The organism is Streptomyces sp. NPDC050988 (assembly GCF_044456225.1).
Taxonomy (GTDB): domain Bacteria; phylum Actinomycetota; class Actinomycetes; order Streptomycetales; family Streptomycetaceae; genus Streptomyces.
This window is the reverse complement of the sequence record NZ_JBITFQ010000011.1, coordinates 246,903-271,895: the sequence shown is the minus strand read 5'-3', so window position 1 is coordinate 271,895 and position 24,993 is coordinate 246,903. Positions and strand designations below refer to the sequence as shown.

The 24,993-nt window shown below is 69.5% G+C and carries 19 protein-coding genes; 13 read left to right on the top strand and 6 right to left on the bottom strand.

Annotation, left to right across the window (positions count from 1 at the left end; translation table 11 throughout):
• The first annotated feature begins 145 nt into the window (after positions 1 to 145).
• A complete protein-coding gene (locus tag ACIBEI_RS24835; RefSeq protein WP_398892310.1) occupies positions 146 to 670 on the top strand; it encodes an SgcJ/EcaC family oxidoreductase in 525 nt (174 codons plus the stop codon).
• Here ACIBEI_RS24835 and ACIBEI_RS24830 read toward each other — a convergent pair.
• Together ACIBEI_RS24830 and ACIBEI_RS24825 are read right to left on the bottom strand one after the other, a co-directional pair.
• The gene (locus ACIBEI_RS24830) at positions 633 to 2,018 is read right to left on the bottom strand and encodes a sensor histidine kinase (RefSeq protein ID WP_398892308.1); all 1,386 of its coding nucleotides are present in this window, start codon (positions 2,016 to 2,018) and stop codon (positions 633 to 635) included. The two genes, ACIBEI_RS24835 and ACIBEI_RS24830, sit on opposite strands and share 38 nt — an antisense overlap.
• A complete protein-coding gene (locus ACIBEI_RS24825) occupies positions 2,015 to 2,806 on the bottom strand; it encodes a response regulator transcription factor (protein ID WP_398892306.1) in 792 nt (263 codons plus the stop codon). The genes ACIBEI_RS24830 and ACIBEI_RS24825 overlap by 4 nt, the downstream gene beginning before the upstream one ends.
• A gap of 307 nt (positions 2,807 to 3,113) precedes the next feature.
• On the opposite strand from ACIBEI_RS24825, the gene ACIBEI_RS24820 reads away from it, so the two are divergent.
• From ACIBEI_RS24820 to ACIBEI_RS24805, 4 genes are all read left to right on the top strand, one after another.
• The gene (locus ACIBEI_RS24820; protein WP_398892304.1) at positions 3,114 to 4,388 is read left to right on the top strand and encodes an aspartate kinase; all 1,275 of its coding nucleotides are present in this window, start codon (positions 3,114 to 3,116) and stop codon (positions 4,386 to 4,388) included.
• Complete coding sequence (locus ACIBEI_RS24815) at positions 4,388 to 5,473, top strand: aspartate-semialdehyde dehydrogenase (RefSeq protein WP_398892302.1); 1,086 nt, start codon at positions 4,388 to 4,390, stop codon at positions 5,471 to 5,473. Before ACIBEI_RS24820 ends, ACIBEI_RS24815 begins: the two co-directional genes overlap by 1 nt.
• Before the next feature lie 359 nt (positions 5,474 to 5,832).
• Complete coding sequence (locus tag ACIBEI_RS24810; RefSeq protein WP_398892300.1) at positions 5,833 to 6,501, top strand: SigE family RNA polymerase sigma factor; 669 nt, start codon at positions 5,833 to 5,835, stop codon at positions 6,499 to 6,501.
• A complete protein-coding gene (locus ACIBEI_RS24805; protein ID WP_398892298.1) occupies positions 6,498 to 7,850 on the top strand; it encodes a hypothetical protein in 1,353 nt (450 codons plus the stop codon). Before ACIBEI_RS24810 ends, ACIBEI_RS24805 begins: the two co-directional genes overlap by 4 nt.
• 134 nt (positions 7,851 to 7,984) lie before the next feature.
• Here the strand turns inward: ACIBEI_RS24805 and ACIBEI_RS24800 are convergent, their stop codons facing one another.
• Both ACIBEI_RS24800 and ACIBEI_RS24795 read right to left on the bottom strand, forming a co-directional pair.
• Positions 7,985 to 8,797, bottom strand: coding sequence for an SURF1 family protein (locus ACIBEI_RS24800; RefSeq protein WP_398892296.1), 813 nt, complete (start codon positions 8,795 to 8,797; stop codon positions 7,985 to 7,987).
• Between the two features lie 130 nt (positions 8,798 to 8,927).
• Complete coding sequence (locus tag ACIBEI_RS24795) at positions 8,928 to 10,805, bottom strand: S9 family peptidase (RefSeq protein ID WP_398892294.1); 1,878 nt, start codon at positions 10,803 to 10,805, stop codon at positions 8,928 to 8,930.
• A 172-nt stretch (positions 10,806 to 10,977) separates the two neighbouring features.
• Here ACIBEI_RS24795 and ACIBEI_RS24790 point away from each other — a divergent pair, with 172 nt between their 5' ends.
• Complete coding sequence (locus ACIBEI_RS24790) at positions 10,978 to 11,376, top strand: nuclear transport factor 2 family protein (protein ID WP_398892292.1); 399 nt, start codon at positions 10,978 to 10,980, stop codon at positions 11,374 to 11,376.
• 83 nt (positions 11,377 to 11,459) lie between these two features.
• Here ACIBEI_RS24790 and ACIBEI_RS24785 read toward each other — a convergent pair whose 3' ends face one another.
• On the bottom strand, positions 11,460 to 13,589 hold the full coding sequence (locus tag ACIBEI_RS24785) for an NAD-binding protein (RefSeq protein ID WP_398892290.1): 2,130 nt from the start codon (positions 13,587 to 13,589) through the stop codon (positions 11,460 to 11,462).
• Between the two features lie 200 nt (positions 13,590 to 13,789).
• On the opposite strand from ACIBEI_RS24785, the gene ACIBEI_RS24780 reads away from it, so the two are divergent.
• The 4 genes from ACIBEI_RS24780 to ACIBEI_RS24765 all read left to right on the top strand — a co-directional run bounded on the left by ACIBEI_RS24780 (position 13,790) and on the right by ACIBEI_RS24765 (position 17,545).
• A complete protein-coding gene (locus ACIBEI_RS24780; protein ID WP_398892288.1) occupies positions 13,790 to 14,281 on the top strand; it encodes a spore germination protein GerW family protein in 492 nt (163 codons plus the stop codon).
• Positions 14,282 to 14,440: 159 nt separating this feature from the next.
• A complete protein-coding gene (locus ACIBEI_RS24775) occupies positions 14,441 to 15,451 on the top strand; it encodes a permease (RefSeq protein ID WP_398892286.1) in 1,011 nt (336 codons plus the stop codon).
• Positions 15,448 to 16,395 (top strand): TIGR03943 family putative permease subunit, encoded by a 948-nt coding sequence (locus ACIBEI_RS24770; RefSeq protein WP_398892284.1) that lies wholly within the window; start codon positions 15,448 to 15,450, stop codon positions 16,393 to 16,395. Before ACIBEI_RS24775 ends, ACIBEI_RS24770 begins: the two co-directional genes overlap by 4 nt.
• Before the next feature lie 154 nt (positions 16,396 to 16,549).
• Positions 16,550 to 17,545 carry an SMP-30/gluconolactonase/LRE family protein gene (locus ACIBEI_RS24765; RefSeq protein ID WP_398892282.1) on the top strand — a complete coding sequence of 332 codons (996 nt, stop codon included), beginning with the start codon at positions 16,550 to 16,552 and terminating at the stop codon, positions 17,543 to 17,545.
• 224 nt (positions 17,546 to 17,769) lie between these two features.
• Here ACIBEI_RS24765 and ACIBEI_RS24760 read toward each other — a convergent pair whose 3' ends face one another.
• A complete protein-coding gene (locus ACIBEI_RS24760) occupies positions 17,770 to 18,756 on the bottom strand; it encodes a GNAT family N-acetyltransferase (protein WP_398892280.1) in 987 nt (328 codons plus the stop codon).
• 885 nt (positions 18,757 to 19,641) lie between these two features.
• On the opposite strand from ACIBEI_RS24760, the gene ACIBEI_RS24755 reads away from it, so the two are divergent.
• The 3 genes from ACIBEI_RS24755 (at position 19,642) to ACIBEI_RS24745 (ending at position 24,865) form a co-directional block, all read left to right on the top strand.
• Positions 19,642 to 20,037 carry a hypothetical protein gene (locus ACIBEI_RS24755; protein WP_398892278.1) on the top strand — a complete coding sequence of 132 codons (396 nt, stop codon included), beginning with the start codon at positions 19,642 to 19,644 and terminating at the stop codon, positions 20,035 to 20,037.
• Positions 20,037 to 20,972 (top strand): hypothetical protein, encoded by a 936-nt coding sequence (locus ACIBEI_RS24750; protein ID WP_398892276.1) that lies wholly within the window; start codon positions 20,037 to 20,039, stop codon positions 20,970 to 20,972. Before ACIBEI_RS24755 ends, ACIBEI_RS24750 begins: the two co-directional genes overlap by 1 nt.
• 89 nt (positions 20,973 to 21,061) lie before the next feature.
• Positions 21,062 to 24,865 carry a CHAT domain-containing protein gene (locus tag ACIBEI_RS24745; protein WP_398892274.1) on the top strand — a complete coding sequence of 1,268 codons (3,804 nt, stop codon included), beginning with the start codon at positions 21,062 to 21,064 and terminating at the stop codon, positions 24,863 to 24,865.
• Positions 24,866 to 24,993: the final 128 nt, after the last annotated feature.

Sequence of the window (24,993 nt, the reverse complement as noted above, 5' to 3'; positions counted from 1 at the left end):
CCCTCCCCGGTGCCTGCGGCTTCGCTGTTTTGTACGAACGTTGGCCGTGCGCTGCATCTGCGCTGCACGGGGCCTAACCGGTGTGAAGCGAAGGTTGGATCACTCCCCCAGGGGAGCAAGTCCACCCCACCACACAGGAGTTGTGATGCAGCGTCACATACGTACCCGCGCGGCGATCGTCACCGTCGCCCTCGTGGCGGCCGGAGCCGTCACCGTGGGTGTCAGCCAGGCCGCGCCGGAGGACAGGTCGAAGCCCGCGGCGGGCCAGGCGGCCGCGAAGCCGACCAAGAAGCAGATCGCCGCGCTGTTCGACGGCTGGAACGCGGCCCTGCAGACCGGGGACTCGAAGAAGGTCGCCGACAGATACGCCAAGGACGCCGTACTCCTCCCCACCGCCTCACCCGTCATCCGCACGGACCGCGCCGGGATCGTCGACTACTTCGACCACTTCCTGCTGAACAAGCCCAAGGGCACGAAGATCAAGTCCGTGATCAACGTCCTGGACAGCGACTCGGCGATCGACGCGGGGCTGTACGTCTTCACCCTGACTGACCCCAAGTCCGGTGAGAAGAAGAACGTCGAGGCCCGTTACACGTACGAGTACGAGAAGCGCGGCGGCAAGTGGCTGATCGTCAACCACCACTCCTCGGTGCTGCCCGCCGCAGGCTGAACCGGACGCACAGCCCCCCGCCGGGGGCGTCCCGCAGCGCCACCGCACCGCCGTCGTCCGTGACCAGCTGCTTGACGATGGACAGGCCGAGCCCCGAGCCGGCCCGGCCCGTCAGACCCTGGCCGCGCCAGAAGCGGTCGAAGGCGCGGGACTTCTCCGCGTCGGACATGCCGGGCCCCTGGTCCAGCACCGACATCACGACCTCGTCGGGGTGGGACGACACCGACACCTCCACGGTGATCGTCCCGCCGTCCGGCGAGACCTCCAGAGCGTTCGACAGGACGTTGTCCAGCACCTGGTCCAAGTGACCCGGGCTGGCCAGCACAAGCGGCCGGCCGCCGGCGACTTCTCCCAGAGCGACGGTGACTCCGCGCTCGTCGGCGGCCGGTCTCCACACCGCGAAGCGCTCCTCGATCACGTCGAGCAGCGACAGCGGTTCGGCCGCGGACACCTTCGCCTCCGCGCGCGCGAGCACCAGCAGCCCGTTCACCAGACGGCTCATCCGGACCACCTCGGAGGTGGCCTGCTCCACGTCCTCCCGTACGAACTCGTCGTCGGTGCCGTCCGCGATGTTGTCCAGGGAGAGCCGGAGCGCGGTCAGTGGCGTACGCAGCTGGTGGGAGGCGTCGGCGACGAAGATCCGCTGGGCGGCGACCAGGCTGTCGAGGCGTTCGCCGGCCGAGTTGAGCGTGCGGGCGAGCTGCTGGGTCTCGTGCGGGCCCTCCACCGGCGAGCGTGCCGTGAGATCGCCGTCGCTGAAACGGGTCGCCATGTCGTTGAGCTGGCGGAGCGGCCGGGTGAGACGGCGGGCCACGAAGGCGCCGATGAAGGCGGCCACGGCCAGCACGCCGACCGCGAGTACGGCCCGGAAGCCCCAGATGTTCCACAGCCGGCTGCTGAGGTCGGAGGTCGCGTACTTGATGCGTACGGCGCCGACGATCCGGTCCTCGTCGTCCGCGGACCGGGCCGGCACGGTCACCACGAGGTGCCTCCCCCAGACGAAGGAGGAGCCCCAGTCGACCGTCGGCTCATGGTTCTCGAGGGCCCGCGTGATCGCCCTGTCGTCCGTGGGGAGGGGGAGCGAGGCCACCGCCGCGCCGCCGGCGTCGGTCACCTGGACGGTGCCGGGGGTGTCCTTGGAGTAGGCCCCGGCCATCCGCACGAGCGCCTGCCGCGAGGACGCGTCCCCCTCGCCCAGCAGCAGCGCCATGGTGGTGGCCTCGCGCTCCACCGACTCCTCGGTGTCCCCGCGCAACTGCGAGGTCAGCGTGAAGGCCACCGGCACGGTGAAGGCGGCCAGCGCGACCGCCACCAGAAGTACGTAACTGACGATCAGCTGCCGGATCATGAGGCGGCGTCACCCTTGCTGCCGCTGCCGCTGCCGCTGCCGCTGCTCCTGCTGCCGCTGTTCCTGCCGTCGTTGCTCGTGCCGCCGTCGCCGCCGTTGCCGCGGTCGCCGTCCTTGTCGATCTCCAGGCGGAAGCCGACCCCGCGGACCGCCTCGATCGTGATCGCGCCCGCGAGCTTCCGGCGCAGCGCCGCCACATGTACGTCCAGCGTCTTGGTCGGCCCGAACCAGTTCGCGTCCCAGACCGCTTCCATGATCTGTTCGCGCGACATCAGCGCGCCCGGTTCCTCGGTGAGGAAGGCCAGCAGGTCGTACTCCTTGGGCGCGAGGGCGACCTCCTCGCCGTCCAGCCGGACGCGGGCCGCCTTGCGGTCGACGGTCAGCCGCGACCCGTACCGGTCGGGTCCCGCCGCCGCGGCCTCGGCCGCCGTACGCGGCTGGGCGCGCCGCATCACCGCCCTTATCCGCGCGATGACCTCCCGCACGCCGAACGGCTTGGTGACGTAGTCGTCGGCGCCCAGCTCCAGGCCGACCACCCGGTCCGTCTCGTCGCTGCGCGCGCTGATCACGATGATCGGCACGTCACCGCGCTCGCGAAGCGCCTTGCAGACGTCCAGACCGTCGGTGTCGGGCAGCCCGAGATCGAGCAGTACGACGTCGTACGGGTCCTCGTGGGCCAGGGCGTCGCCGCCCGTGCCGACCCAGGCCACCTCGAAGCCGTAACGCAGCAGCCCGCGCCGGAGCGACTGGGCTACCGGCTCGTCGTCTTCCACCAGGAGTACGCGCACAGGCGGAACCTTAGTGCTTGAAATTTAATGCGACGGCTCGTGGGTGTGACTCGGCGCACTTTCCGAGTGAGGTGCGTCCGGGCAGGGCAGATGCGGTCCTGGAGCGGCCGGAGGGCCGGCCGACGGGAGCCGACCGATCGGACGACCGGAGGCCGGACGGGCCCAGGTGAACAGCCCGAGGATTCGGGTGATCAACTCGTGAGCGGGACATCTCACGATGCGATATCGCCGGGGTGGAATTCGGCCGCTCGTTAGACTGAGCCGACCGCAGTCGTGCGGTACGAGACGGATTGAGCGAGGAGCGCACGTGGGCCTTGTCGTGCAGAAGTACGGAGGCTCCTCCGTAGCCGATGCCGAGGGCATCAAGCGTGTCGCCAAGCGGATCGTCGACGCCAAGAAGAACGGCCATCAGGTCGTTGTCGTGGTGTCGGCGATGGGTGACACGACGGATGAGCTGATCGATCTCGCCGAGCAGGTATCCCCGATCCCTGCCGGGCGTGAGTTCGACATGCTGCTGACCGCAGGAGAGCGGATCTCCATGGCCCTGCTGGCCATGGCGATCAAAAACCTGGGCCACGAGGCCCAGAGCTTCACCGGCAGCCAGGCAGGCGTGATCACCGACTCCGTCCACAACAAAGCGCGCATCATCGATGTCACGCCCGGCCGCATCAGGACCGCGCTGGACGAGGGCAACATCGCCATCGTCGCCGGGTTCCAGGGCGTGAGCCAGGACAAGAAGGACATCACCACGCTGGGCCGCGGCGGGTCCGACACGACCGCCGTCGCGCTCGCCGCCGCCCTCGACGCCGAGGTCTGCGAGATCTACACGGACGTCGACGGTGTGTTCACCGCCGACCCGCGCGTGGTGAAGAAGGCCCGGAAGATCGACTGGATCTCCTCCGAGGACATGCTGGAGCTCGCCGCCTCCGGCTCCAAGGTGCTGCTGCACCGCTGCGTCGAGTACGCACGCCGTTACAACATCCCGATCCACGTCCGCTCGTCCTTCTCGGGACTGCCGGGCACCTGGGTCAGCAACGAGAATCCGCAAGGGGACGCGCAGGTGGAGCACGCCATCATCTCCGGAGTCGCGCACGACATCTCCGAAGCCAAGATCACGGTCGTCGGCGTCCCGGACAAGCCGGGCGAGGCCGCGGTGATCTTCCGCGCCATCGCGGACGCCGAGATCAACATCGACATGATCGTGCAGAACGTGTCGGCGGCCTCCACGGGTCTCACCGACATCTCCTTCACCCTCCCCAAGACCGAGGGCCACAAGGCCATCGAGGCCCTGGAGAAGGCGAAGACGGCGATCGGCTTCGACTCGCTGCGCTACGACGACCAGATCGGCAAGATCTCCCTCGTCGGCGCCGGGATGAAGACCAACCCGGGCGTCACCGCCTCGTTCTTCCAGGCGCTGTCCGACGCGGGCGTCAACATCGAGCTGATCTCGACCTCCGAGATCCGCATCTCGGTGGTGACCCGCCAGGACGACGTCAACGAGGCCGTGCGCGCCGTGCACAGCGCCTTCGGGCTCGACTCCGACAGCGACGAGGCCGTCGTCTACGGAGGCACCGGCCGCTGATGGCCAGGACTGTGGGACCCGGGACCGTGCGACCCGGGTCCGTAGGGCCGACGCTCGCGGTCGTGGGAGCGACCGGAGCCGTCGGCACCGTCATGCTCCAGATCCTGTCCCAGCACGCGGACATCTGGGGCGAGATCCGCCTCATCGCCTCCCCGCGCTCGGCCGGCCGCAAGCTGACCGTGCGCGGCGAGGAGGTCGAGGTGGTGCCCCTGACGGAGGACGCCTTCGACGGGGTCGACGTCGCCATGTTCGACGTACCCGACGAGGTCGCCGAGCGCTGGGCGCCGCTGGCCGCGTCCAAGGGCGCGATCGTCGTCGACAACTCCGGCGCCTTCCGGATGGACCCCGAGGTGCCGCTGGTGGTGCCCGAGGTCAATCCGCACGCCGCCCGGGTCCGGCCGCGCGGCATCATCGCGAACCCCAACTGCACGACCCTGTCCATGATCGTCGCCCTGGGCGCGCTGCACGCCGAGTTCGGTCTGCGCGAGCTGGTGGTCTCCTCGTACCAGGCGGTGAGCGGGGCCGGGCGCCGCGGTGTCGACACCCTGCGCCAGCAGCTGTCGCTCGTCGCGGGTACGGAGCTGGGGACGACCCCCGGTGATGTACGCAGGGCGGTGGGGGACAACACGGGCCCCTTCCCGGAGCCGGTGGCGCTCAACGTGGTGCCGTGGGCCGGGACGGTGCGCGAGGACGGCTGGTCCTCGGAGGAGATGAAGGTGCGGGACGAGTCCCGCAAGATCCTCGGACTGCCGAACCTGCCCGTCGCCGTCACGTGCGTACGTGTGCCGGTCGTCACCACGCACTCGCTGACCGTCCACGCCCGCTTCCAGGGCGAGGTGACGGTGGACCGGGCGCGGGAGATCATCGCCACGGCACCCGGCGTCGTGCTCTTCGACAATCCGGCGGCGGGGGAGTTCCCGACGCCGGCCGACGTGGTGGGTACGGATCCCACGTGGGTGGGACGGGTGCGGCGTGCGCTCGACGATCCGACGGCGCTGGAGCTCTTCGTCTGCGGGGACAATCTGCGCAAGGGGGCCGCGCTGAACACGGCCCAGATCGCGGAGCTGGTGGCGGCCGAGCTGTGACCGCCCACCGGCTTCGAGCGGTTTCGACCGGAAATTTTCTGGTCGAAAGTTGAATCGTTTGTAAGATCTGTGTGACTTTCATGGTCGGAAAATGGTCCGGACCACTTGAATCGAGGCTTCCGACGACCGAGGCTTCTGGCGTTCGAAGATTTTCCTCCCCGTTCTCCGCAACCGCGCGGAGGGCGGGGAGCGTCTTTGCGGTCGCCCTTCAGGGGGCGTCCGGACGCCACGTTCATATGGGGCATAGGGGATGAGCTTTTACGTATGAGGGCATTTGACGCACTGTCTGGCGTGCAGCCTGACGCAAAAGTGATGCCTGTCGCGTACAACCCCAACGGGGGGATGCGTGTCCAACTGGCGTGGCTGAGGTACTCGAATTCACTGTGGCAGCGCGGGGCACGACCCTGCGCCCGCCCCGCCGACCCCGCACGTCCGGCGCGTCCGGCGGCGGCATGCCGGTGATCGCCCCCATGCCCGCAGCGAGGCCGACCCGCATACCGAACCAGCGCGAGGGCGCTGACGAAGCCCTGGCGGCCGGCACCACCGTCGACCATCTCACCGAGACCTATCGCGCCCACTACAGATCGCTCCTCGGTCTCGCGGCGCTCCTCCTCGACGACACCGCCTCCTGCGAGGACGTCGTCCAGGAGGCCTTCATCCGGGTGCACTCGGCGCGCAAGCGCGTGCGTGACCAGGAGAAGACACTCGCCTATCTGCGGCAGACCGTCGTCAACCTCTCACGCTCGGCCCTGCGCCGGCGCATCCTCGGCCTGAAGCTCCTCTCCAAGCCGATGCCCGACATGGCGAGCGCGGAGGAGGGCGCGTACGACCTGCTGGAGCGCGACGCCCTGATCAAGGCGATGAAGGGGCTCCAGAGGCGCCAGCGCGAGGTCCTCGTCCTTCGGTACTTCGCGGACATGACCGAGGCGCAGGTCGCCGAGACGCTCGGCATCTCGCTGGGTTCGGTGAAGGCGTACGGCTCGCGCGGCATCGCGGCGCTCCGGGTCGCCATGGAGGCGCCGGCATGAGCGCGAAGGACGAGCGGGCACGCCATGATGAATACGGTCGCGGTCACAGCGACGACAACGAGCACGACCAGCACGCTGGGAACGGAATTGTGAATCACGGCCCCTCGGGGAATTCGGGCCCGGAAGAATCGGGCGTCTCGGACACGGACGGCCGCTCGGCGGACCGCCCGTCCGGTGCTTCGCCACGCTCGTCGAGCCCGATGGGCGCGGCGGGCCGGTCGGACCCTTCGGTCCACGCGACCCATTCGGCCCAGTCGACCCCTTCGGCCCAGTCGACCCCTTCGGTTGACTCGGACCCGGATGCCGCGGGCCCGGAGTCGGGGGACCCGGGCGGATTCGGCGCCGACGGCCTCGCTCTGGGGTCGCTCGGGTCCGACGAACTGGCTCTGCGGCGGCTCCTGCACCAGGCCGTCGAGGAGATCGAGCCGACCGACGGCACGCTGGACCATCTGCGGCGCGCGGTACCGGCCAGGCGGGCACGCAAGCGCCAGGCCGTCGTCGGCATGGCGGCCGCCGCTCTCTTCATCGGCACGGCCGTCCCGGCCCTCATCCATGTCTCGAACGCCACCGGCTCCAACGCCGACCCGTCCATGGCGGGCAACGCCTCACAGACCCAGGGCGGCGCGAACGAGGGCAAGCAGGCCGGTACGGGGGGCGGCTCCGGCGGCTCCTCGGGCAAGGACGACGACAAGGACAAGGGCGACAAGACAGAAAAGCCCGACAAGGGCAAGGGGAACAGCGGCGGCACCGTCGGCACCCAGCCGTCGGCCTCCGCCGCGAACGTGCCCGCCTGTACGTCCCTGCAGCTCGGCGGCGCCTCCGGGACCGCCGGCTCCCCCGACGCCAACGGCGCGGTCTACGGCACCTTCCGGGTCACCAACGTCTCCGCCGCCAGCTGTACGGTCTCCGGCGACGGCTCGGTCGCCCTGGCCGCCCAGGGTGCGGCGAGCCAGTCCGCGATCGGCACGGCCCTGCACGCGACGGGTGACGCGGCGGCCGGACTGCCCGACCAGTCCACGTACGCCGCCGCGCTGGTGCTCCAGCCCGGCTCGGCGTACTCGGTCGAGTTCGCCTGGGTGCCGTCGAGCACCTGTCCGACCACCGGTGACAGCGGTGGCGGGGAGCCCTCGCCCGACCCGACGCCGACCGGCAGCACCGGCGACAGCGGCGGCACGGCCTCCGAGGGCACCAGCGGCGTGGGCACGCAGCTCGTGAAGGAGGACGGGACCGCCGACGGCAGCGTCGTCGTCTCCTACTCGGCCGAGGGTGGCGGTCCGACGGTGTCCACGACGGTGTCCAACGCGTGCGCGGGGACGGTCTATCGGACCGGGGTGCTGGCAGGGTCCTGAGGTCCGGCCAGCACCTCGGGTGCCTTGCGGCCTTGCGGTCTTGGGGTCGTTCGCTGGGTGCGGGTGCGTTGTGGCTGGTCGCGCAGTTCCTCGCGCCCCTAAAGATTGCGCCGTTCCCCGCGCCCCTTTTCGGGTCAGGCCGACACCTTGGTGTTGTCGGCGGTGTCGGGGGCGGTGTCCTCGCCGTCGTCCTCGACGAGGCCCAGTTCCGCGTCCTGGGCGAACTCCACCTCGCGTCGGATCAGCCGGAACCACATGAAGACCACGAAGCCCGCGAAGACGAACCACTCGCCGGTGTAGCCCAGGTTCTGGAACGCCTTCAGGTCCAGGCCCGTGTCCGCCGGAGCCGCCGCGGGCACCGCCTTCATGGCCGGGTCGGCCTTGGCGAGAGTGACCCAGGCGTCGTACACGTCGTACGGCACGAGGTTCACCAGCGCCGCCGAGCTGATCGCGCCGGTCTGGCCGGCGGGGAGACCACCGGCCGCGGGCACGCCGTTCGAACCGGGTGTCTCAGACGCCTGCAGCGCGCCGGTCACGGTGACCTCACCGGTCGGAGCGGCCGGGGCCTTCGAGGGATCCGCGTCCCCGGGGAGCCAGCCCCGGACCACCGGCAGGGCCTTGCCGTCGCCGGTGCGCAGCAACGTCAGAACGTAGAAGCCGCGCTTGTCGTCCAGCTCCCGGCCCGGCACGAGCAACTGCTTCCCGTACCGGCCTGTCGCCGTGGTCTGCTTGCCGGACGTCTCCTTGTCCACGGGCAGCAGCTCGGCGAGCGGCCTGGCCGGATCCGTCTTGGCCGCCGCGGCCTGTTCGCCCGCGTCACGGTGGTCCTGGACGCGGTCCTCGAACCGGCTCAACTGCCATGACCCCATGAAGACGCAGAAGGGGATGGCCAACAGCACGAAGACGTTGATCCCCCACCAGCGGGGCGTCAGCAGGAACCGGTACACAACCTCAAAGGTACGGGGCCCTGGCGGGGGGGGGGGGGGGGGGGGGGGGGGGGGGGGGGGGGGGGGCGGGGGGGGCCCCCCCCCCCCCCCCCCCCCCCCCCCCCCCCCCCCGCCAGGGGACCCGGTGCGCTCACCTGCCCAGGTGTCGCTCCGCGAAGTCCAGCTCCAGACGGACCTGCTTGATCCGCTCGTCCACGACCAGCGAACCGTGCCCCGCGTCATAGCGGTACACCTCGTGGACGGCGTCGCGCGCGGCGAGTCTGGTCACGTAGTTCTCGACCTGACGGATCGGGCAGCGCGGGTCGTTGACCCCGGCGGAGATGTAGACCGGGGCCTTCACCGCGTCGACGTACGTCAGCGGGGACGACGCCTCGAAGCGCTCCGGGACCTCCTCCGGTGTGCCGCCGAGCAGCGTGCGGTCCATCGCCTTCAGGGCCTCCATCTCGTCGTGGTACGCCGTGACGTAGTCCGCGACCGGCACCGCGGCGATGCCGAGCGCCCACGCCTCGGGCTGCATACCGACGCCGAGCAGCGTGAGATAGCCGCCCCAGGAGCCGCCGGTGAGGATCAGCCGGTCCGGGTCGGCGAGACCGGACGAGACCGCCCACTCCCGTACCGCCGCGATGTCCTCCAGCTCGATCAGGCCGACGCGGTGCTTGAGCGCGTCCGTCCACTCGCGCCCGTAGCCCGTGGAGCCGCGGTAGTTGACCCGGACCACCATGTACCCGTGGTCCACCCAGGCCGCCGGGCCCGCCGCGAACGAGTCGCTGTCGTGCCAGGTCGGGCCGCCGTGGATGTCGAAGACGGTCGGCAGCGGACCCGTCACCCCGGCCGGCCGCTGGACGAGGGCGTGGATACGGCCGCCGGGACCGGTCACCCACTCGTCCTGGACGGACACCGACGCCGGGGCCTTCATACCGGGCGGGTCGAGGACGATCTCGCCGGACGTCGAGCGCACCACCGGCGGCTCGGCCGCCGACGACCACAGGTACTCCACGCTGCCGTCCGGGCGCGCCGTCGCCCCCGACACCGTGCCCCTCGGCGTCTGCACCTGCTCCAGGCCACGGGTCGCCAGGTCGTACCGCCACAGCTGGCTGCGCGCCTCGAAGCTGTTCACCACGAGCAGCGCGGAGCCGTCCGGATACCACTCGGCGCTCAGGTCGCCGTCCAGGCGGGCGGCCAGGGCCAGGTCCGTCTCCTCGCCGGACGCCGCGTCCCACACCATCGGCTCCCAGCGGCCTCGCCGCTGATGGCCGACGAGCAGCCGGGTGTCCCCGTCGACCGGGGCGAAGCCGAGCACCTCAAGGCCGAGCTCGGCCGTGCCGCCCTTGGTGTCGTCGAGCTCCGCGACCGCCGAGCCGTCCATCCGCAGCACGCGCACCGCCGAGTGCATCGCGTCACCGTGCTCGGTGTGCTCGATCGCGATCAGCGATCCGTCGTGCGAGAGATCGCCGACGCCCGCCGACTCGCGGTGCCGGTAGACCTCGACGGGGTCCTCGCCGGTCCGGCTGACATAGATCGTCGAGCCGTCCTCGTCGGTCGACCGGCCGACGATCGCCGTCCGCCCGTCCCGGCCGAGCGCGAGCCCCGCGGGATAGGAGGGGTCGAGCCCGGGAGCCGCGGGCTCGTCGGAAACGGGCGCGCCGCCCTCGCCGCCACTGCCGGCCTTGTCACCCTTGCCGCCCTTGCCGCCGGGCCCGGCGAACGGCTGTCGTCGCCAGATCCCGAACTCGTCACCGTCCTTGTCGTCGAACCACCAGATCCACTCGCCGTCCGGCGACATCACGCCGTCCGTGGTCCCGTTGGGCCGGTCCGTGACCTGGCGCTGGTCGCCCGTCTCGCGGTCCCACGCGTACAACTCGTACGTCCCTGTCGCGTTGGACACGAACAAGGACCGGTGCGGCGCGTCCTCCGCCCAGTCCGGCAAGGACACCCGCGGCGCCCGGAAGCGCTTTTCCCAGTCCGGCATGCTTCCCTCGTGCGGGACGGACCCGTTGCTCTCAGTCATGGCCCCATACTGCCCGCACTGGACGACAATGCGCTCCCGGGGTCCTCAGCCTGTGGAAAACTCCGCGAACCGAGCCCGCGCCGAGCCCGCGCCGAGTCCGTCGCGGCAGGGGCAATGTCCGGGTCCGTGCAGGTCAGGGCCGATTGTCAGTGGCCCGGTGCACTATGGCGCCATGACCTCATCGACCGATCTGCGCAAAACCGATCTGCGCAAAACAGTGGAGAGCTTCTGGGCCGCGGCCGAGGACAGGAACTGGACGGCTTTCGCGGACACCCTCGCGGAGGACGTCGTCTACACCCTTCCCCAGACGCGCGAGCGCGTCAGCGGGCGGGAGAGGTATGTCGAGTTCAACCGCGAGTATCCCGGCGACTGGCATCTGCGGGTCGAGCGCATAGTCGCCGAGCCCGGCCAGGTCGTCACCTGGCTCCACTTCACGGTGGGCCTGGACGAGATGTACGCGATCTCGTTCTTCACGGGTGACGCCGAGGGCCGCGTGCTGACGATCACGGACTTCTGGCCCGAGCCGTACGAACCGCCGGTGGGGCGGGAGCACTTGGTGGAGCGTTACTGATCGGGGAGCGTTGCTGATTGATGGAGCGTTGCAGAGGGGGACAGCCCCCGGACCCGGGACTGCGCGCCCGTACGGTCCTGGGATTACGCGCCCGTACGGTCCCGGGGGCGTCGGCCCAGCAGTTCGGCGAGGCCTCGTCGGGTTGCCGCGATGACGACGCGGTCCTCGGAGCCGAGCACATAGGTGGGAGGCAGGTCCCAGACCAGGCCCGACGGGCGCTCGGGCGAGCCCGGGGCGGGAGTGGGGGCGGTGGCCAGGTCGGGCCGGCGCTCCTCGGGCGAGGCGCTGTCCAGGGCCAGCACCCGCCACGCGCCCGCGCGGAACGCCTCGGCGACCGTACGGCCCTCCAGATGCGGATGTCCGGCGACGTCCAGGGCGGCGAAGAGCAGGACCCGGCGTTCGACCGGGATCGCGCCCAGGATCTGGCGGCCCATCATCGCTCCGGCGAAGGCGGGCGCGGCCAGATGGGAGACGCTGCGGCTGCGGGTGAGCGCGTGCGGGTGGGTGGCGCGCAGGGTGCGGTAGACGGCGGTCGCGAAGTCGTCGTCGTACAGCCGCAGCACGACGCGCAGATCGGGCCGTACCGATCTGGCGTACAGGGAGGCTTCCAGGTTGGTGGTGTCCGCGCTGGTCAGGGCGAGCAGGGCGTGCGCGCGGTGGATCTTGGCGGCTTCCAGGACGCCTTCCTGGGTGACGTCACCGAGGACGACGGGCACGCGCAGCCGGCGCGCCAGCGCGAGCCCGCGCGCCTCGGGGTCGGCCTCGACGCACACGACGGGGATGTGGAGTTCGCGCAGGCGGGCCAGGACACGAGTGCCGATCTTGCCGAGCCCGAGGAGCACGACGTGGTCGGAGAGCCCTCGGGGCGGCTTCCGCAGCGCGGTCCCGCTGCGGAACGTACCGAGGCCCTCCAGCACGGCGGCGAGGAGCACGGGGAGCAGCAGCAACCCGACGAGACCGGAGAGGAGTTGGAGAATCTGGCGGCCGAGGGGTTCGTCGAGCGCGGGTTCGTTGATGGCGAAGAGATCGAGGAGGGTCAGATAGGTGGCGTGCAGCGGATGGTCGCCCGTCGTCACCATGGACGCGACCGCGAGCGCCACCACACAGGCCACCAGGCCCGCGAACGACCAGCGCAGCCGCCGGGAGAACAGCCTGCCGAAGGGCAGGACGCTGCGTCCGGCGGGGAGCGGCGGCCCGGAGTAAGACACCGTCTCCAGTACGACGGTGCCGCGGCCGGTCGCGGCGGCCACGGAGCGTTCGTCGGGCAGGAGCCGAGGCCCGTGCTCACCGCTGCTCTCCGAACCGTCCGCGCCGGCCGGGTCGTTGGTGGTGGCCGAGAGCAGGGCCAGGGTGCACAGGCCCGGGTCGGCGACTTCCCCGGGGCCCGGGGGCTGCCGTTCCACGGCGCGGAGCATCAGCCCGTCGGTCTGTACGACCTTGCTGGTCCCGGCGACCGCGGTCGCCGCCAGCGCGGGCGCGGCGGTGTCGGCGTCGGAGAGCACGGTGGTGGAGGCGTCGAGGAGTACGGGCCCGGATGGACCTCCGTTCCCTCCCCCTCCCCCTCTTCCTCCGCTGTCGCCTCCTCCGGCGTTCGCTCCGGCGCCCTCTCCGCCGTCCGTCATACCTGCCATGGCCAGGGCGGAGGCCTGGTCGAGGAGGGCCTCGATGTGCTGGCCGAGACGGCGGTTGTAGAGCCGGACGACCAGGCGCAGACGGGGGTTGAGGCGGCGGGCCATCAGCGCGGCACGGATGTTCGTCTCGTCGTCGTCATGGACGAGGGCCAGCGCGGCGGCATGCTCGACACCGGCCTCGGCGAGCACGGCCTCGGTCAGGACGGCGGCCTCCAACACCCGGGCGGGGCGCGGCTCCTCGGAGGTGGCGGACCGATTCGCCGAGGTGGTTCCCCGGGGAGACGTGGCTCCACGGGTCAAGGAGACGGTGGCCCGGCCTGCCGCACCCTCACCGGTGCCTCCGCTTCCGCTTCCGCCGGTGCCACTGCTGTTGCCGCTGCCGCCGATGCCGCCGTTGGCCGTCGCCCGGGTCACCGCCGCCGACACACGGTCGAGCAGCGCCGAGGCACGGGCCCGCCCGACGACCGGCGGCCGTACGGTGCCCTCGGCGGACGGCACGACCAGCGTCACCCGTTCCCCGTAGACACCACGCAACTCGGCCGCCAGCCGGTGCGCGAGGGCATCGTCCCCGCACACCACCATGTGCGCACCGCGATCGTCCGACCCGCTCTGATTAGGAAGGCTCGCCACAACAGCACAGAGTGCCTCACCGGCAGGGACGGTTGCACAGGGGCCTGCCGCAAGGGAGTTGAGGCACGGGTTCCGCGGGACACTGGCGGCCCGAGCCGACCGTACTGACAACCGCACTGACAAACGTACCGACAGAGGGATGGTGACGAGTGATGCCCCAGGACGAGCCCGTACAGCCGGAGAAGCCCGTGAAGCCTGCGGAGCCGGTGGAGCCGGTGGAGGCCACGTCGGCGCAGTTGTCGGAGGGCGTCCCCGCGGATGTTCTTGCGGAGGTCCCCAAGGGCAACCCGGCCGTCGCGCTGCTGGAGCGGCTGGCCGAGAAGCTGGGCGGGCGTGCCTCGGTGAGCGCTGTCTACGGCGAACCCGTGACGAGGAACGGCGTCACGGTCATCCCCGTCGCCAAGGTCGGGCTCGGCTTCGGGGTCGGCGTGGGCCGTGAGGCAGGCGCCGCCAAGACCGGCGAGGGCGGTGGCGGTGGTGGCGGCGCGGGCGCGAAGCCCATCGGATTCATCGAGACCCAGGAGGGCTTCGCCACGTACCGCCCGATCCGTGACCCCTGGGTCGATGTCTTCGTCCCGCTGGCGGTGGTCGCACTCGGCAGTGCGCTTCCGGGGATCATCGGGGCGCTGCGCCGCAGGAAGTGATGGCTCGGGCGCGCCTCGGCCGGAAGGCGGGCGGGTCCTGGCCGGAACACGGGCACGCCCGGCCGGAACATCGGGATGAGAAGCTGTGCCGGAACGGGCGTACTGAAGGTGGAGGGCAACCCATCCAGGAAGCCCTTCCCAACCGGAGGTACCTCTCCCGTGACCACAACCGACACGGCGCCGCCCAGGGTTGAGGACGCCGAGCCGAGCGAACCGCGGGGCTGGCAGTTCAACTCGCCCCTCGTCCTGATCATGCTGCTCCTCGTGGGGATCGTGCTCCAGGGCCCGATCCGCGGGGCGCTGTCCGCGCCGGTGATGCAGAGCTGGATGACCGTGTTCGTCGCGGTGATGGTGCAGGCGCTGCCCTTCCTCGTGCTCGGCGTGCTGTTGTCGGCGGTCATCGCGGTGTTCGTCCCGCCGTCGTTCTTCGCCCGCGCGCTGCCGGGGCGGCCCGCGCTCGCGGTGCCGGTCGCGGGGATGGCCGGGGCGGTGCTGCCGGGCTGCGAGTGCGCGTCCGTGCCGGTGGCGGGGGCGTTGGTGCGCCGGGGTGTCACGCCCGCGGCGGCGCTGGCGTTCCTGCTGTCCGCGCCGGCGATCAACCCGATCGTGCTGACCGCGACCGCCGTCGCGTTCCCCGGAAAACCGCAGATGGTCGTGGCCCGTTTCGTGGCGAGCCTGCTGGTGGCCTGCACGATGGGCTGGCTGTGGCAACGGCTGGGCCGCGCCGACTGGTTGCGCCCGCCGGCCCGCCCGGCGTCCGACGGCCTCGGCAAGGGCGCGGCGTTCTGGGGATCCGTACGGCACGACGTGATGCACGCGGGCGGTTTCCTGGTCGTGGGCGCGATGGCCGCGGCCACGCTCAAGGCCGTGGTCCCGGAGGAGTGGCTGAGCCTCGCGGCGGACAACCCGGTGGTGTCGGTCCTCGCCCTGGCGGTCCTGGCCGTCCTGCTCTCCATATGCTCCGAGGCGGACGCGTTCGTTGCGGCGTCCCTGACCCAGTTCTCGCTCACGGCCCGGCTGACGTTCCTGGTGGTCGGCCCGATGATCGACCTCAAGCTCTTCGCGATGCAGACGGCCACGTTCGGCCGCGAGTTCGCCCTGCGCTTCGCGCCCGCCACCTTCGCCCTGGCCGTCCTGGTCTCGGCCCTGGTCGGGGCGGTGCTCCTGTGAACCGCCAGGCCCAGGCGGCCGTCCTCTTCCTCACCGGCGGCGCGATCCTGCACGCCGCCCTCACCGACCTGTATCTGCGGTACGTCAAGGCCGGGTTGCAGCCGTTGCTGGTGGCGGCGGGGGTCGTACTGATCGCGACGGCGGCTGCGACGGTCTGGTACGAGCGGCAGGCGGCGCGAACGTCTGCCGGGAACGAGCGCCAGGCCGCGCGAACGCCCGCCGGGGCTGGGCCGGAGCCGGATCCAGCGCCCGAGCAACACCACGAGGCGGCCGCAGGCACGGATGCAGGAACAGGAACAGGAACAGGAACAGGAACAGGTGCAGGCAGGGCCGTAGGCATGGCGGCTGAGGTCCCGGCCGCCCGCATCGACGCCCCGGCTCAAGTCGGCACCCCCGCCGACTCCCATGGCCATGGCCATGCCCACGCCCACCGCGAACCCCGTATCTCCTGGCTCCTGGTCCTCCCCCTCCTCGCCCTCATCCTCGTGGCCCCGCCGGCCCTCGGGTCCTACAGCGCGATGCGCACCGGCACGGCCCTGCAGAAGCAGCCCTGGGGCTTCGAGGACCTCCCCGCCGGAGGCGGCACGGTCCGGCTGAACCTCGTCGACTACGCGGGCCGGGCGGCGTACGACCACGGCCGTTCCCTCGACCACCGCCACATCAAGATCGCCGGACTGCTGGCCCTGGACCGCGACGGCACCCCGTATCTGGTCCGTATGGCGCTCAGTTGCTGTGCCGCCGACGCCCAGCCGGTGAAGATCGGCCTGACCGGCCGGATCCCTCCCGTCCTGCGGCCGGACACCTGGCTGGAGGCGACCGGCACGTACACCACCAAGCAGACCAAGGACCCGGTGAACGACGGCATCATCCCGTTCCTCGACGTCACCGAGCTGAAGCCGGTCAAGGCGCCGCGGGACCCGTACGACGAGAGCTGGAACGGCTGACCCGGGCGGGGACCGTTTCACGCCGCTGCCGCTGCCGCCGTGGAACCTGTCGATCCTCTGTCGATAGCCGACGTACGGGGGAGCGGCGGCCAACTGTGGGCCAGGATGAGCGAGTTGAAGGCTCTCACCCCACTCTTCCCGGAGGCCCGCAACCATGACCCGCAGTCACTCGCACCCGCATCCCCACCCTTCCCGACGCGCCCTCCTGGGCGGCGCCGCCCTCACCGCGTTCGCGGTGGCGACGGGCGCAGGGACGGCGAACGCAGCCGCCGGCACCAAGACCGCGGCCGCCGCCACCACGACCGGCGACGGCGGTGGCACGTGGCCGACCGAGTTCCCGCTCCCCAACGGCTTCCTCCCCGAGGGCATAGCCATCGGCAGAAAGCCGTACGCGTACATGGGTTCGCGCGCCAACGGCGCCCTCTACCGCACCGACCTGCGCACCGGCGAGGGCGGGATCCTCTTCGCGGGCGGCACCGGCCTGATAGCCGTCGGCCTGAAGCTCGACCACGACGGCCTGCTGTACGTGGCAGGCAACACAGGTGTGGCCCGTACCCATGACTCCCGTACGGGCGAAGTGGTCGCAACACACCAACTGACGGAACCGACCGGCCACTTCATCAACGACGTCACGCTCCTCGGCGACCGCGCCTGGTTCACCGACTCACGCGCCGCCGCGCTCTACGGAGTACCGCGAGGCCGAGCCGGAACGGTACGGACCCTGCCCCTCACCGGCGACTGGGTCCAGCTCCCCGACGTCAACAACGCGAACGGCATAGTCGGCACGCCCGACGGACGCGCCCTGATCGTCGTCAAGAGCACCCCGGGCGAGCTCTACAACGTGAACCTCAAGACGGGCCACGCCACCAAGATCACCCTCGTAGGGGCGGCCAACGTGGTCAACGGCGACGGCCTCTACCGAACGGGCCGCACGCTGTACGTGGTCCAGAACCGCCTGAACCTCATCAGCGTGTTCCACCTCGACTCCAAGGCCACGACGGCCACCCTGACCGGCACGATCACGGACCCCCGCTTCGACGTCCCCACCACCGCGGCCCGCTTCGGCAACCGCCTTTACCTCGTCAACGCCCGCTTCACCAGCCCCCAGACACCGGAGACGACGTTCACGGGGGTGGCGGTCCCGATCTGACGGGGAGGACAGGACGAGTACCCGTACGGGGGCGAGTACGAGTAAGGATGGGGCAGGGGGCCGACAGGGCCCTTGCCCCGCTCCCAGGAGGCCTCAACCTCATGGCGAGCTGGTCGGCGACGACGAACGACGACATCACCGAGCGGGAGCCGACCCCCGAACCCAAGCCGACCGATACCTTCAAACCTCCAATTCGGCGGAGCCGCGCGACTGATGCCGTGGACTCAGCGCCAGTCGTCGATCACGTAGGCGTCCGGGTGGCTGTAGCCGGGTTCGTTGGGCTTGTGCATGGTCACGCCTTGCAGCCAGGTACGGAAACCGCGGTCGACCATGCGCCGGTAGGCATCCTGGCGGGCCAGACTCATTCCGGCGTCCAGCTGTCCCAGTCCCTTCTCACTGGCCAGCTGCTCGCACGCGTTCAGCAGTCGTTCGAACCGGTCCGCGGCGTCCGGGCCAGGGCGTACGGCGCCGAATTTGACGAAGCACACGTCCTCACCGGCCTCCGACCCCGCTCCGCAGTGGCAGACGGCCAGACCGTCGAGGCCGGAGTCGGCGCCGTCGAGGAGGATGGTGTCACCGAGCCCCTGCGCCTGTGTGGCCACGATCTCGCGCTCCAGGCTCAGGCCCTCGTACACGGACCCCGTCAGTTCGCGACTGAGGCTCAGTGCCTCGGGCCGCTCAGCGGCGGTCAGCTCGCCGTACAGCACTCGGCCGGGGCCGGGGCCGGGGACTGCGGCACTGGCGGCGACCTCTTTCTTCATGATGGCTGTAAGGAATCGGGGCCAGAAACCGTACCGGCGGTAGAGCTCGAGGTGCTTGGGACTGTGCGAGAAGGTGAACAGCCCGAGATGGCGGTTCTCCCAGGTGTCGAAGCAGGCCATGACCGGTTCCATGAGGCGCCTGCCGATGCCCTGGTCCCACAGTTCCGGACGTACGGTCAGGGGGCCGAAGAACCCGACGCTGCCCCAGTCGGCGGCGAAGTTCGATCCGACGACCTCGCCCTCGACGGTCGCCGCGAAGGCCGCGTGCGGATCTGCCGCCCAGCGGGTGCGGACATAGTCGGCGGTCCCGAAGAACGTCTCCGGCTCAGGGGCCCCGAGGAAGGTCCCGAAGGCGACTCTGAAGATCTCGTCGGCCCGATCCAGGTCCGGCTCGACCAGCGGGCGGACCGACACCGAGGCGGCGACACTCATTCGCTTCGCTGCGGGCATGATCGCTCTCCTTTCCGCCCCCGGTTCCATCGCACCACGGACGCGCGCCGCGGGCGATGCGACAGGTCCGGCGGCACCCCGGTACCCCAAGGACCGAGCGGCCGCGTTCCCCGACGACGGGGCGGCATCTTCATGTCCGATTGACGACCCGCTGGGCCCCGGTCCGCCGGGTCCTCCGAGGATCCGGAAGATCGTCCAGGACCGTCTAGGACAGCCGTCAAGCATCACCCGACACCACCCGACAACCATCAACCGAGACGCGACAGGGCGACGCGCTTCCCGTCGCTTCCCGTCGCGGCTCCGTACGGCCCCTGACGGCTTGCGGCGGAAGACCAGGCCCACGAGCCCCCGCGACTCGGAGCGGTAGTCACGCAGTTGGACACGCAACAACGCCAGAGGGCCCTCACCGATTCGGTGAGGGCCTCCTGAACTGCTACATAGCTGTCGGGAGGCGGGATTTGAACCCACGACCTCTTCGTCCCGAATTAGGCCTGATCATGGTGTCCACCTGCCGCGAAGGGTATATGCCCAGGTCGGAGGGTTGGTGGCGGTCGGTCTCAAGTGGTGTCGCAGGGGCTATGGGAGAAGATCTTCTCCCATATTTCTCCCAAGCGGCGGGGTGACGACATGACGGTTGCTTCAGCACGTCGCGTTACGAAGGCGAATTTGCGCGATGCGATACGCCGTCAGCGGCAGCGTGGCGCGTGATGCACCGCCTCCTACGCATCGCTCACGCAGAGGAGATCGACTGAACCGTCCTTTCAGGGACCTCGACGCCTCGCTGCTCTGCCCGAGGGAGTTGGCCGAACCTGCGCGTGCACCTGCGCATTTGGAGCAAGAATGGTGGCCTGGTGGATCAACAAGGCGCAGGGGGCGGAGTTCTGCATGACGAGCCAGGTGGAAGTAGGCGGCCTGAGGATAGCTAAGGCACTGTCGTACGTGTGTGGGCATCGGGACGAGCTCGCCGCGCTGCTCGATGAGGACGACGCCGCCTTGCGTGCTGTCGAAGCCGCAGTCGGCAGGCCGCCCGCAGACGACGTGTCGCTCACTGCTCTTCTAGACGCTTTGCACACAGCGGTTCGACGTGCAGGCGACCCATCGGGGGTGTACGGGGGAACGGGCCGCAGCGTGATGCCGGCCGGTGTTGCCGATTTGGACGTCGTGTACCGGTGCCCCTTGCAGCTGTGCATCGGTCGATCCGGTCATGAAGTGGACGACGACGCGCCACGCTGCCAGTTCGCCCCCGGCGAGACGGCGCTGATCCGGGAGAGGCTCCCGTAGTGGGAGGGCTGCTCAGTGAACTCAGCAAGAAGCTGGCCGAGCGGTGGCTGACTCTCCTCGTACTGCCAGGCGCGCTTTACTTGGCGGTCGCTGCAGCCGGACACACCCTCGGGCAGAGCGCCGCGCTGAACGTGGGGCGGCTTACTCACGCGATCTCGGACGCTGCCCGGGCTCCCGAGGTGACCACGGTAGGCGGCCAGATCGTGTTGCTAGCCGCCATCCTGGCCGGTGCTGCCGGCACCGGTCTGGCTGCCCAGTCCCTCGGCTCCGTTGTCGAGCGTGTGGCCCTGGCTGCCGGCCGGGACGCATGGCCGTGGTTGTTCGGCGAACTGGCCGAGCGTCACGTGGCACGTCGACAGCGTCGCTGGGACGCGGCACGGGCGGAGTACGAAGCCCTACGGCTTCTGGAACGCGCTCCGCGTCCGGCCGACCGCCGCAGGCCCCGGGAGCGTCACCGCGCGGCCCACAGGTGTGGACGTATCTCCGTGGAGCGGCCTGAACGGCCGACCTGGAGTGGTGACCGGATCCACGCCATCGCGGTCCGGCTGGACCGAGACGCACATGTCAATCTCCTCGTCCTCTGGCCACACCTCTGGCTCGTGCTGCCGGAAGAGATACGCGGCGAGATCGGCAGGGCCCGCGCTGCGCTGACACGAGCCGCTGTTCTTGGTGGATGGGCCCTGCTCTATCTACCCCTGGCCTGGTGGTGGTGGCCCGCAGCGCCTCTTGCTGTCGCGCTGATGATCACCTCGGCACGTCGCCTCCGCGCTGCCTCGGACACCTACGCCACGCTGTTGGAGGCATCCGTGCGCCTTCACCTGGCGGACCTAGCCGACAAGTTGCGCATCGAGGAACAGCCGATGGGGCCTCTGCTCGGTAGCGCGGTTATGCGACGTCTGAGGAGTCCGTTGCCTGTGTCGGAACCGACCTCTTGAGCATCGTCGACTTCACAGGCCCGCTTCCGCGGGTGGGAACCGGTGCAGCAACCAGATCTACGGGAGATCGGGAAGTGACAGGACGGTTCATGCAAGGTCACGAGCAGGACTTCGACAGAGAAGGCGAATGGGAGGAGCGAATCGCTGTAGTTGAGTTGCGGTTGGACCGGCTGAAGCGCGAACAGGACCTCAGTGTGGTTCTGGAGCCGCAAGCACTGGTCGAGGCCCACCGACTTGGGGCGATCCTCCGGAGCGACGTGTCCGACCTCGACGGTCATTACCTCCTTGGCTGGTTGCACACCTTCAGGTACCAGGCACTTCCTGAAGGAGCTGGGCAGCACGACAGGGAGGAAGCCGTCGCGAAGTTCACGCCGTGCTTCGTGTTCGGTGCTGGTGCGGAAGATCTGCCGGACGAGCTCCTTCCTGATGTGGCTCGGCATGCGATCGGTTTCTTCTGGACGATCCAGCAGACAATGAGCGCTTCGCCGGACCCGGCGCTTCTCACAAGGGCGATCGATCTCCTGAGACGCATCGCGGACGCCATCCCTCCCGGTGGCAGCGAACACGCGGAAACGCTGTCCAACCTCGCCGTCGTCCTGAAATCCCGCTTCGACATGGGCGGCGAACCAGCGGATCTGGACTTGGCGATCGACGCTATCCGGGGGGCGGTGGCGAGTACGGCACCAGGACATCGGAGCCGCTCGGCCATGCTGATCAACTTGTCAGCTGTCCTGCGCGAGCGTTTCGCCCATACGGGTGTGGCGCGGGACCTGGACGATGCGATCGAGGTCGGCCGACTTGCACTGCAAGCGGCAGTGGACTCCCCCGGTGAGCGAGCCAGCGGGCTCAACAACCTCGGCACTGCTCTGAAGACCAGGTTCACCGAGAAGGGAATCATGGCGGACCTGGACACGGCGATCGAAGCGTTCCTGGAAGCATCCGACCTCTGCCTCGAGGACCACGACAGGGCAGGAATTCTCCACAACTTGGGGATCGCTTGGAGCGACAGATACGACAGCACCGGCGTCATAGCGGATCTGGAGAACGCGATCGAGAACTGCCGAGGGGCAGTCGACGCCGCCACCGAGCAACATGTGGGGCGCTCCATGTTTCTGTCCGGGCTTGGCAGCACCATGCTGACCCGATTCGAGCGCACTGGGGAATCCGCCTGTCTGGACCGCTCCGTCAGTGCCTTCAGAGAAGCCCTGGAGATGCTCCCGCCTAGTCACCGGTCTCGGGGACTTCGCCTCACTGGCCTGGGCAGAGCGCTCCTGGCACGGTATCGCCTTGGTGGGGAGGCGGCCGACCTCGATGCCGCCATCGAGGTGAACCGCGCCGCCGCCCGGGAAACCACTCCACAGCAGACCGAGTTCAATGCCATTCTCAACAATCTGGGTATTTCTCTGTGGCAGCGTTTTGAGCGTACGGGTCATCCAACAGACCTGGATGAGGCAATCAGCGTCAGCCGTGCTTCCGCACAAGCTACAGCGGGCGGTCACGTCGAACGTCCGACCCGGTTGTCGAACGTCGGACTGATGCTGTGGACCCGGTTCAAGCACACAGGGGCGCTGCCAGACCTTGACGCCGCCACCGAGTTTGCGCACGACGCTGTGAAGTCGGCACCCCGCGATCACTCCGTCCTGGCGGCGTTGCTGTCCAACCTCGGTGCCGCGCTGGTGGAACGTTACGAAAGGAAGGGGAACCCCCAGGACCTCGACGAAGCGATCCGAAGGAACCGCGAGGCACTCGAGATCACAGGTGCTAGCAGCCCCAACCGCCCGCGCTACCTTGCAAATCTGTGCTCCTCCCTGCACGCCCGGTTTCAGCGCACAGGTGGCGCTGAGGACTTGGACGGAGCGGTCGAGGCGGGACGGAACGCCGTGGCCAGCGTCTCCTCCCGCCACCCGGAGCGCCCACGGTACTTGTCCGTGCTGGGAGGTGTACTGACCGTCAGATTCAGGGAGACCGGATCCCCAGTGGACCTCGATGACGCGGTGGAGGCTTGCCAGGCTGCGCTGGACATCACGTCCGCAGAACATCCGGAGCGCACAGACTACCTGTTCCAGCTTGGAACGGCCCTGCAGAGCAGGTATGAGCGGACTCATGCGCGGCCCGACTTCGATCGTGCCGTGGCCGCGCACCTGGAAGGCTCGCGAGTCGATGGGGCCAGCCCCTCGATACGAATTCGGGCAGCTCAGGCGGCGGCCTCAATGACCGGACAGGTGGACCCTGATCTCGCCGCTGGTCTCCTGGACAGGGCTGTACGCCTGCTGCCTGAAGTGGCAGACCGCCGACTGAGCCGTGATGACCGGCAGTACGCCATGGGCAAGTGGTCCGGGCTGGCAGGCGATGCTGCGGCCTTGGTGCTCGCTTCTCACAAAGGCACGCCCGTCGATCAGGCAGTGCGAGCGTTGCAGTTGCTCGAGACGGGCCGCGGTGTCCTCTACAGTCAGGCGCTGGACATGCGGAGCGACCTGGCCGGGCTTCGCGAGTGCCATCCCGAGCTGGCCCATCGATTCGAGGTGTTGCGGGACGAACTCGACCAGCCGACGGAAACGATTGCTGCGCTCATGGAGCCCATGGGGCAAGTCAGCGCGACCGTACGGGCGGTCGAAGCCGAGGAACGTCGACGCAGCCTCGTCGGCCGACTCCAGGACACGCTGGACCGCATCCGAGCACAGGACGGTTTTGCCGGTTTCGCTCGTCCCCCTGCCGTTGGTGAGCTCCTGCCACAAGCCGCTTTTGGCCCGGTGGTGAACTTCAACGTGAGTCACTACCGCAGCGACGCACTGTTGTTGACGTCCGATGGAATCGAGTCGCTGAACTTGCCCGACCTGGCGTACGACCTCGTTGTCGACCGGGTCCAGATCTTCCACCAGGCCCTGGAAGCCGTTGCTGATCCGCACACGACGCCCCTCGCGCGTAAGGAAGCCCAAGCGGCGCTTCGCGCCGTCCTGGGGTGGCTGTGGGACGCGGCAGTCGAACCGGTCTTGTGCCGCCTTGGTTTCACCAGAGAACCTTCGCCCGGACAACTGTGGCCCCGCGTTTGGTGGGCGCCGGGCGGGCTCCTCTCGCTGTTACCCCTGCACGCTGCCGGCCATCACACCGAGCCATCCCAGGCGAGCCTGGGGAACGGGGAGCGGCGGACAGCCATGGACCGCATCGTCTCCTCCTACACCACCACTATCCGCGCCCTGCACCATGCACGTCGCCATAGCGATTCCGCGCCATCCGCCAGTCGGTCGCTGATCGTGGCCATGCCAACGACACCCGGGGTTCAGGGCCGGCTGGACCATGTCTCAGAAGAAGTCGCATTGCTGTCCGGCCTGCTGCCGAACCCGACATTGCTCATCGAGCCGGACATAGGAGCTGACGGCGCGGCCGTTGCCAGGCCGGAGAAACGACCGACCAAGGCTCGGGTCCTGGAGGCCCTCTCCGATTGCGGGATCGTTCACTTTGCTTGCCACGGTGCCCACAACCCCGCCGATCCATCCCGGAGTCTGCTGCTTCTTCATGACCACGAACGTAACCCCCTCACGGTGGCGAGCCTTGCAGAAATAAGGAAGGGTTCGGCCGAATTGGCCTACCTGTCTGCGTGCCGAACATCGTTCATGGGCTCTGTGGAGCTGATCGACGAAGCCATCCATCTCACCTCGGCCTTTCAGCTCGTGGGCTTTCCTCATGTCATCGGCACCCTCTGGGAGATAAACGACGAGGTGGCCTCACGTGTCGCTGCCGATTTCTATGCTGAGCTCAGCATCGCCGGAAACGGGCATGGTGGCCTCGTCATGGACGCGGCGGCCCGTGCACTACACCACACCATGCGCAACGTCCGTGACCGATATCCAAAGGTTCCCTACCTCTGGGCGGCGCACGTGCACGCTGGGATCTGAAACCGGGCGGTGCCGCGGCTGGTGAGCCGCGGCATTCGACGCGCACACCGCAGTCGATGCCGCCCCGCACCTTGGCCTGGACTGATCGCGAGCGCCCGACGACCGATTGTCCATGACACGGATCTTCC

Excerpts from the sequence above, each read along its gene's own strand:
- ACIBEI_RS24835 (WP_398892310.1), top strand. The coding sequence starts at position 146 with ATGCAGCGTCACATACGTACCCGCGCGGCGATCGTCACCGTCGCCCTC.
- ACIBEI_RS24830 (WP_398892308.1), bottom strand. The coding sequence starts at position 2,018 with ATGATCCGGCAGCTGATCGTCAGTTACGTACTTCTGGTGGCGGTCGCG.
- ACIBEI_RS24815 (WP_398892302.1), top strand. The coding sequence starts at position 4,388 with ATGGCCAGGACTGTGGGACCCGGGACCGTGCGACCCGGGTCCGTAGGG.
- ACIBEI_RS24805 (WP_398892298.1), top strand. The coding sequence starts at position 6,498 with ATGAGCGCGAAGGACGAGCGGGCACGCCATGATGAATACGGTCGCGGT.
- ACIBEI_RS24795 (WP_398892294.1), bottom strand. The coding sequence starts at position 10,805 with ATGACTGAGAGCAACGGGTCCGTCCCGCACGAGGGAAGCATGCCGGAC.
- ACIBEI_RS24790 (WP_398892292.1), top strand. The coding sequence starts at position 10,978 with ATGACCTCATCGACCGATCTGCGCAAAACCGATCTGCGCAAAACAGTG.
- ACIBEI_RS24785 (WP_398892290.1), bottom strand. The coding sequence starts at position 13,589 with ATGGTGGTGTGCGGGGACGATGCCCTCGCGCACCGGCTGGCGGCCGAG.
- ACIBEI_RS24780 (WP_398892288.1), top strand. The coding sequence starts at position 13,790 with ATGCCCCAGGACGAGCCCGTACAGCCGGAGAAGCCCGTGAAGCCTGCG.
- ACIBEI_RS24765 (WP_398892282.1), top strand. The coding sequence starts at position 16,550 with ATGACCCGCAGTCACTCGCACCCGCATCCCCACCCTTCCCGACGCGCC.
- ACIBEI_RS24760 (WP_398892280.1), bottom strand. The coding sequence starts at position 18,756 with ATGCCCGCAGCGAAGCGAATGAGTGTCGCCGCCTCGGTGTCGGTCCGC.
- ACIBEI_RS24755 (WP_398892278.1), top strand. The coding sequence starts at position 19,642 with ATGACGAGCCAGGTGGAAGTAGGCGGCCTGAGGATAGCTAAGGCACTG.
- ACIBEI_RS24745 (WP_398892274.1), top strand. The coding sequence starts at position 21,062 with ATGCAAGGTCACGAGCAGGACTTCGACAGAGAAGGCGAATGGGAGGAG.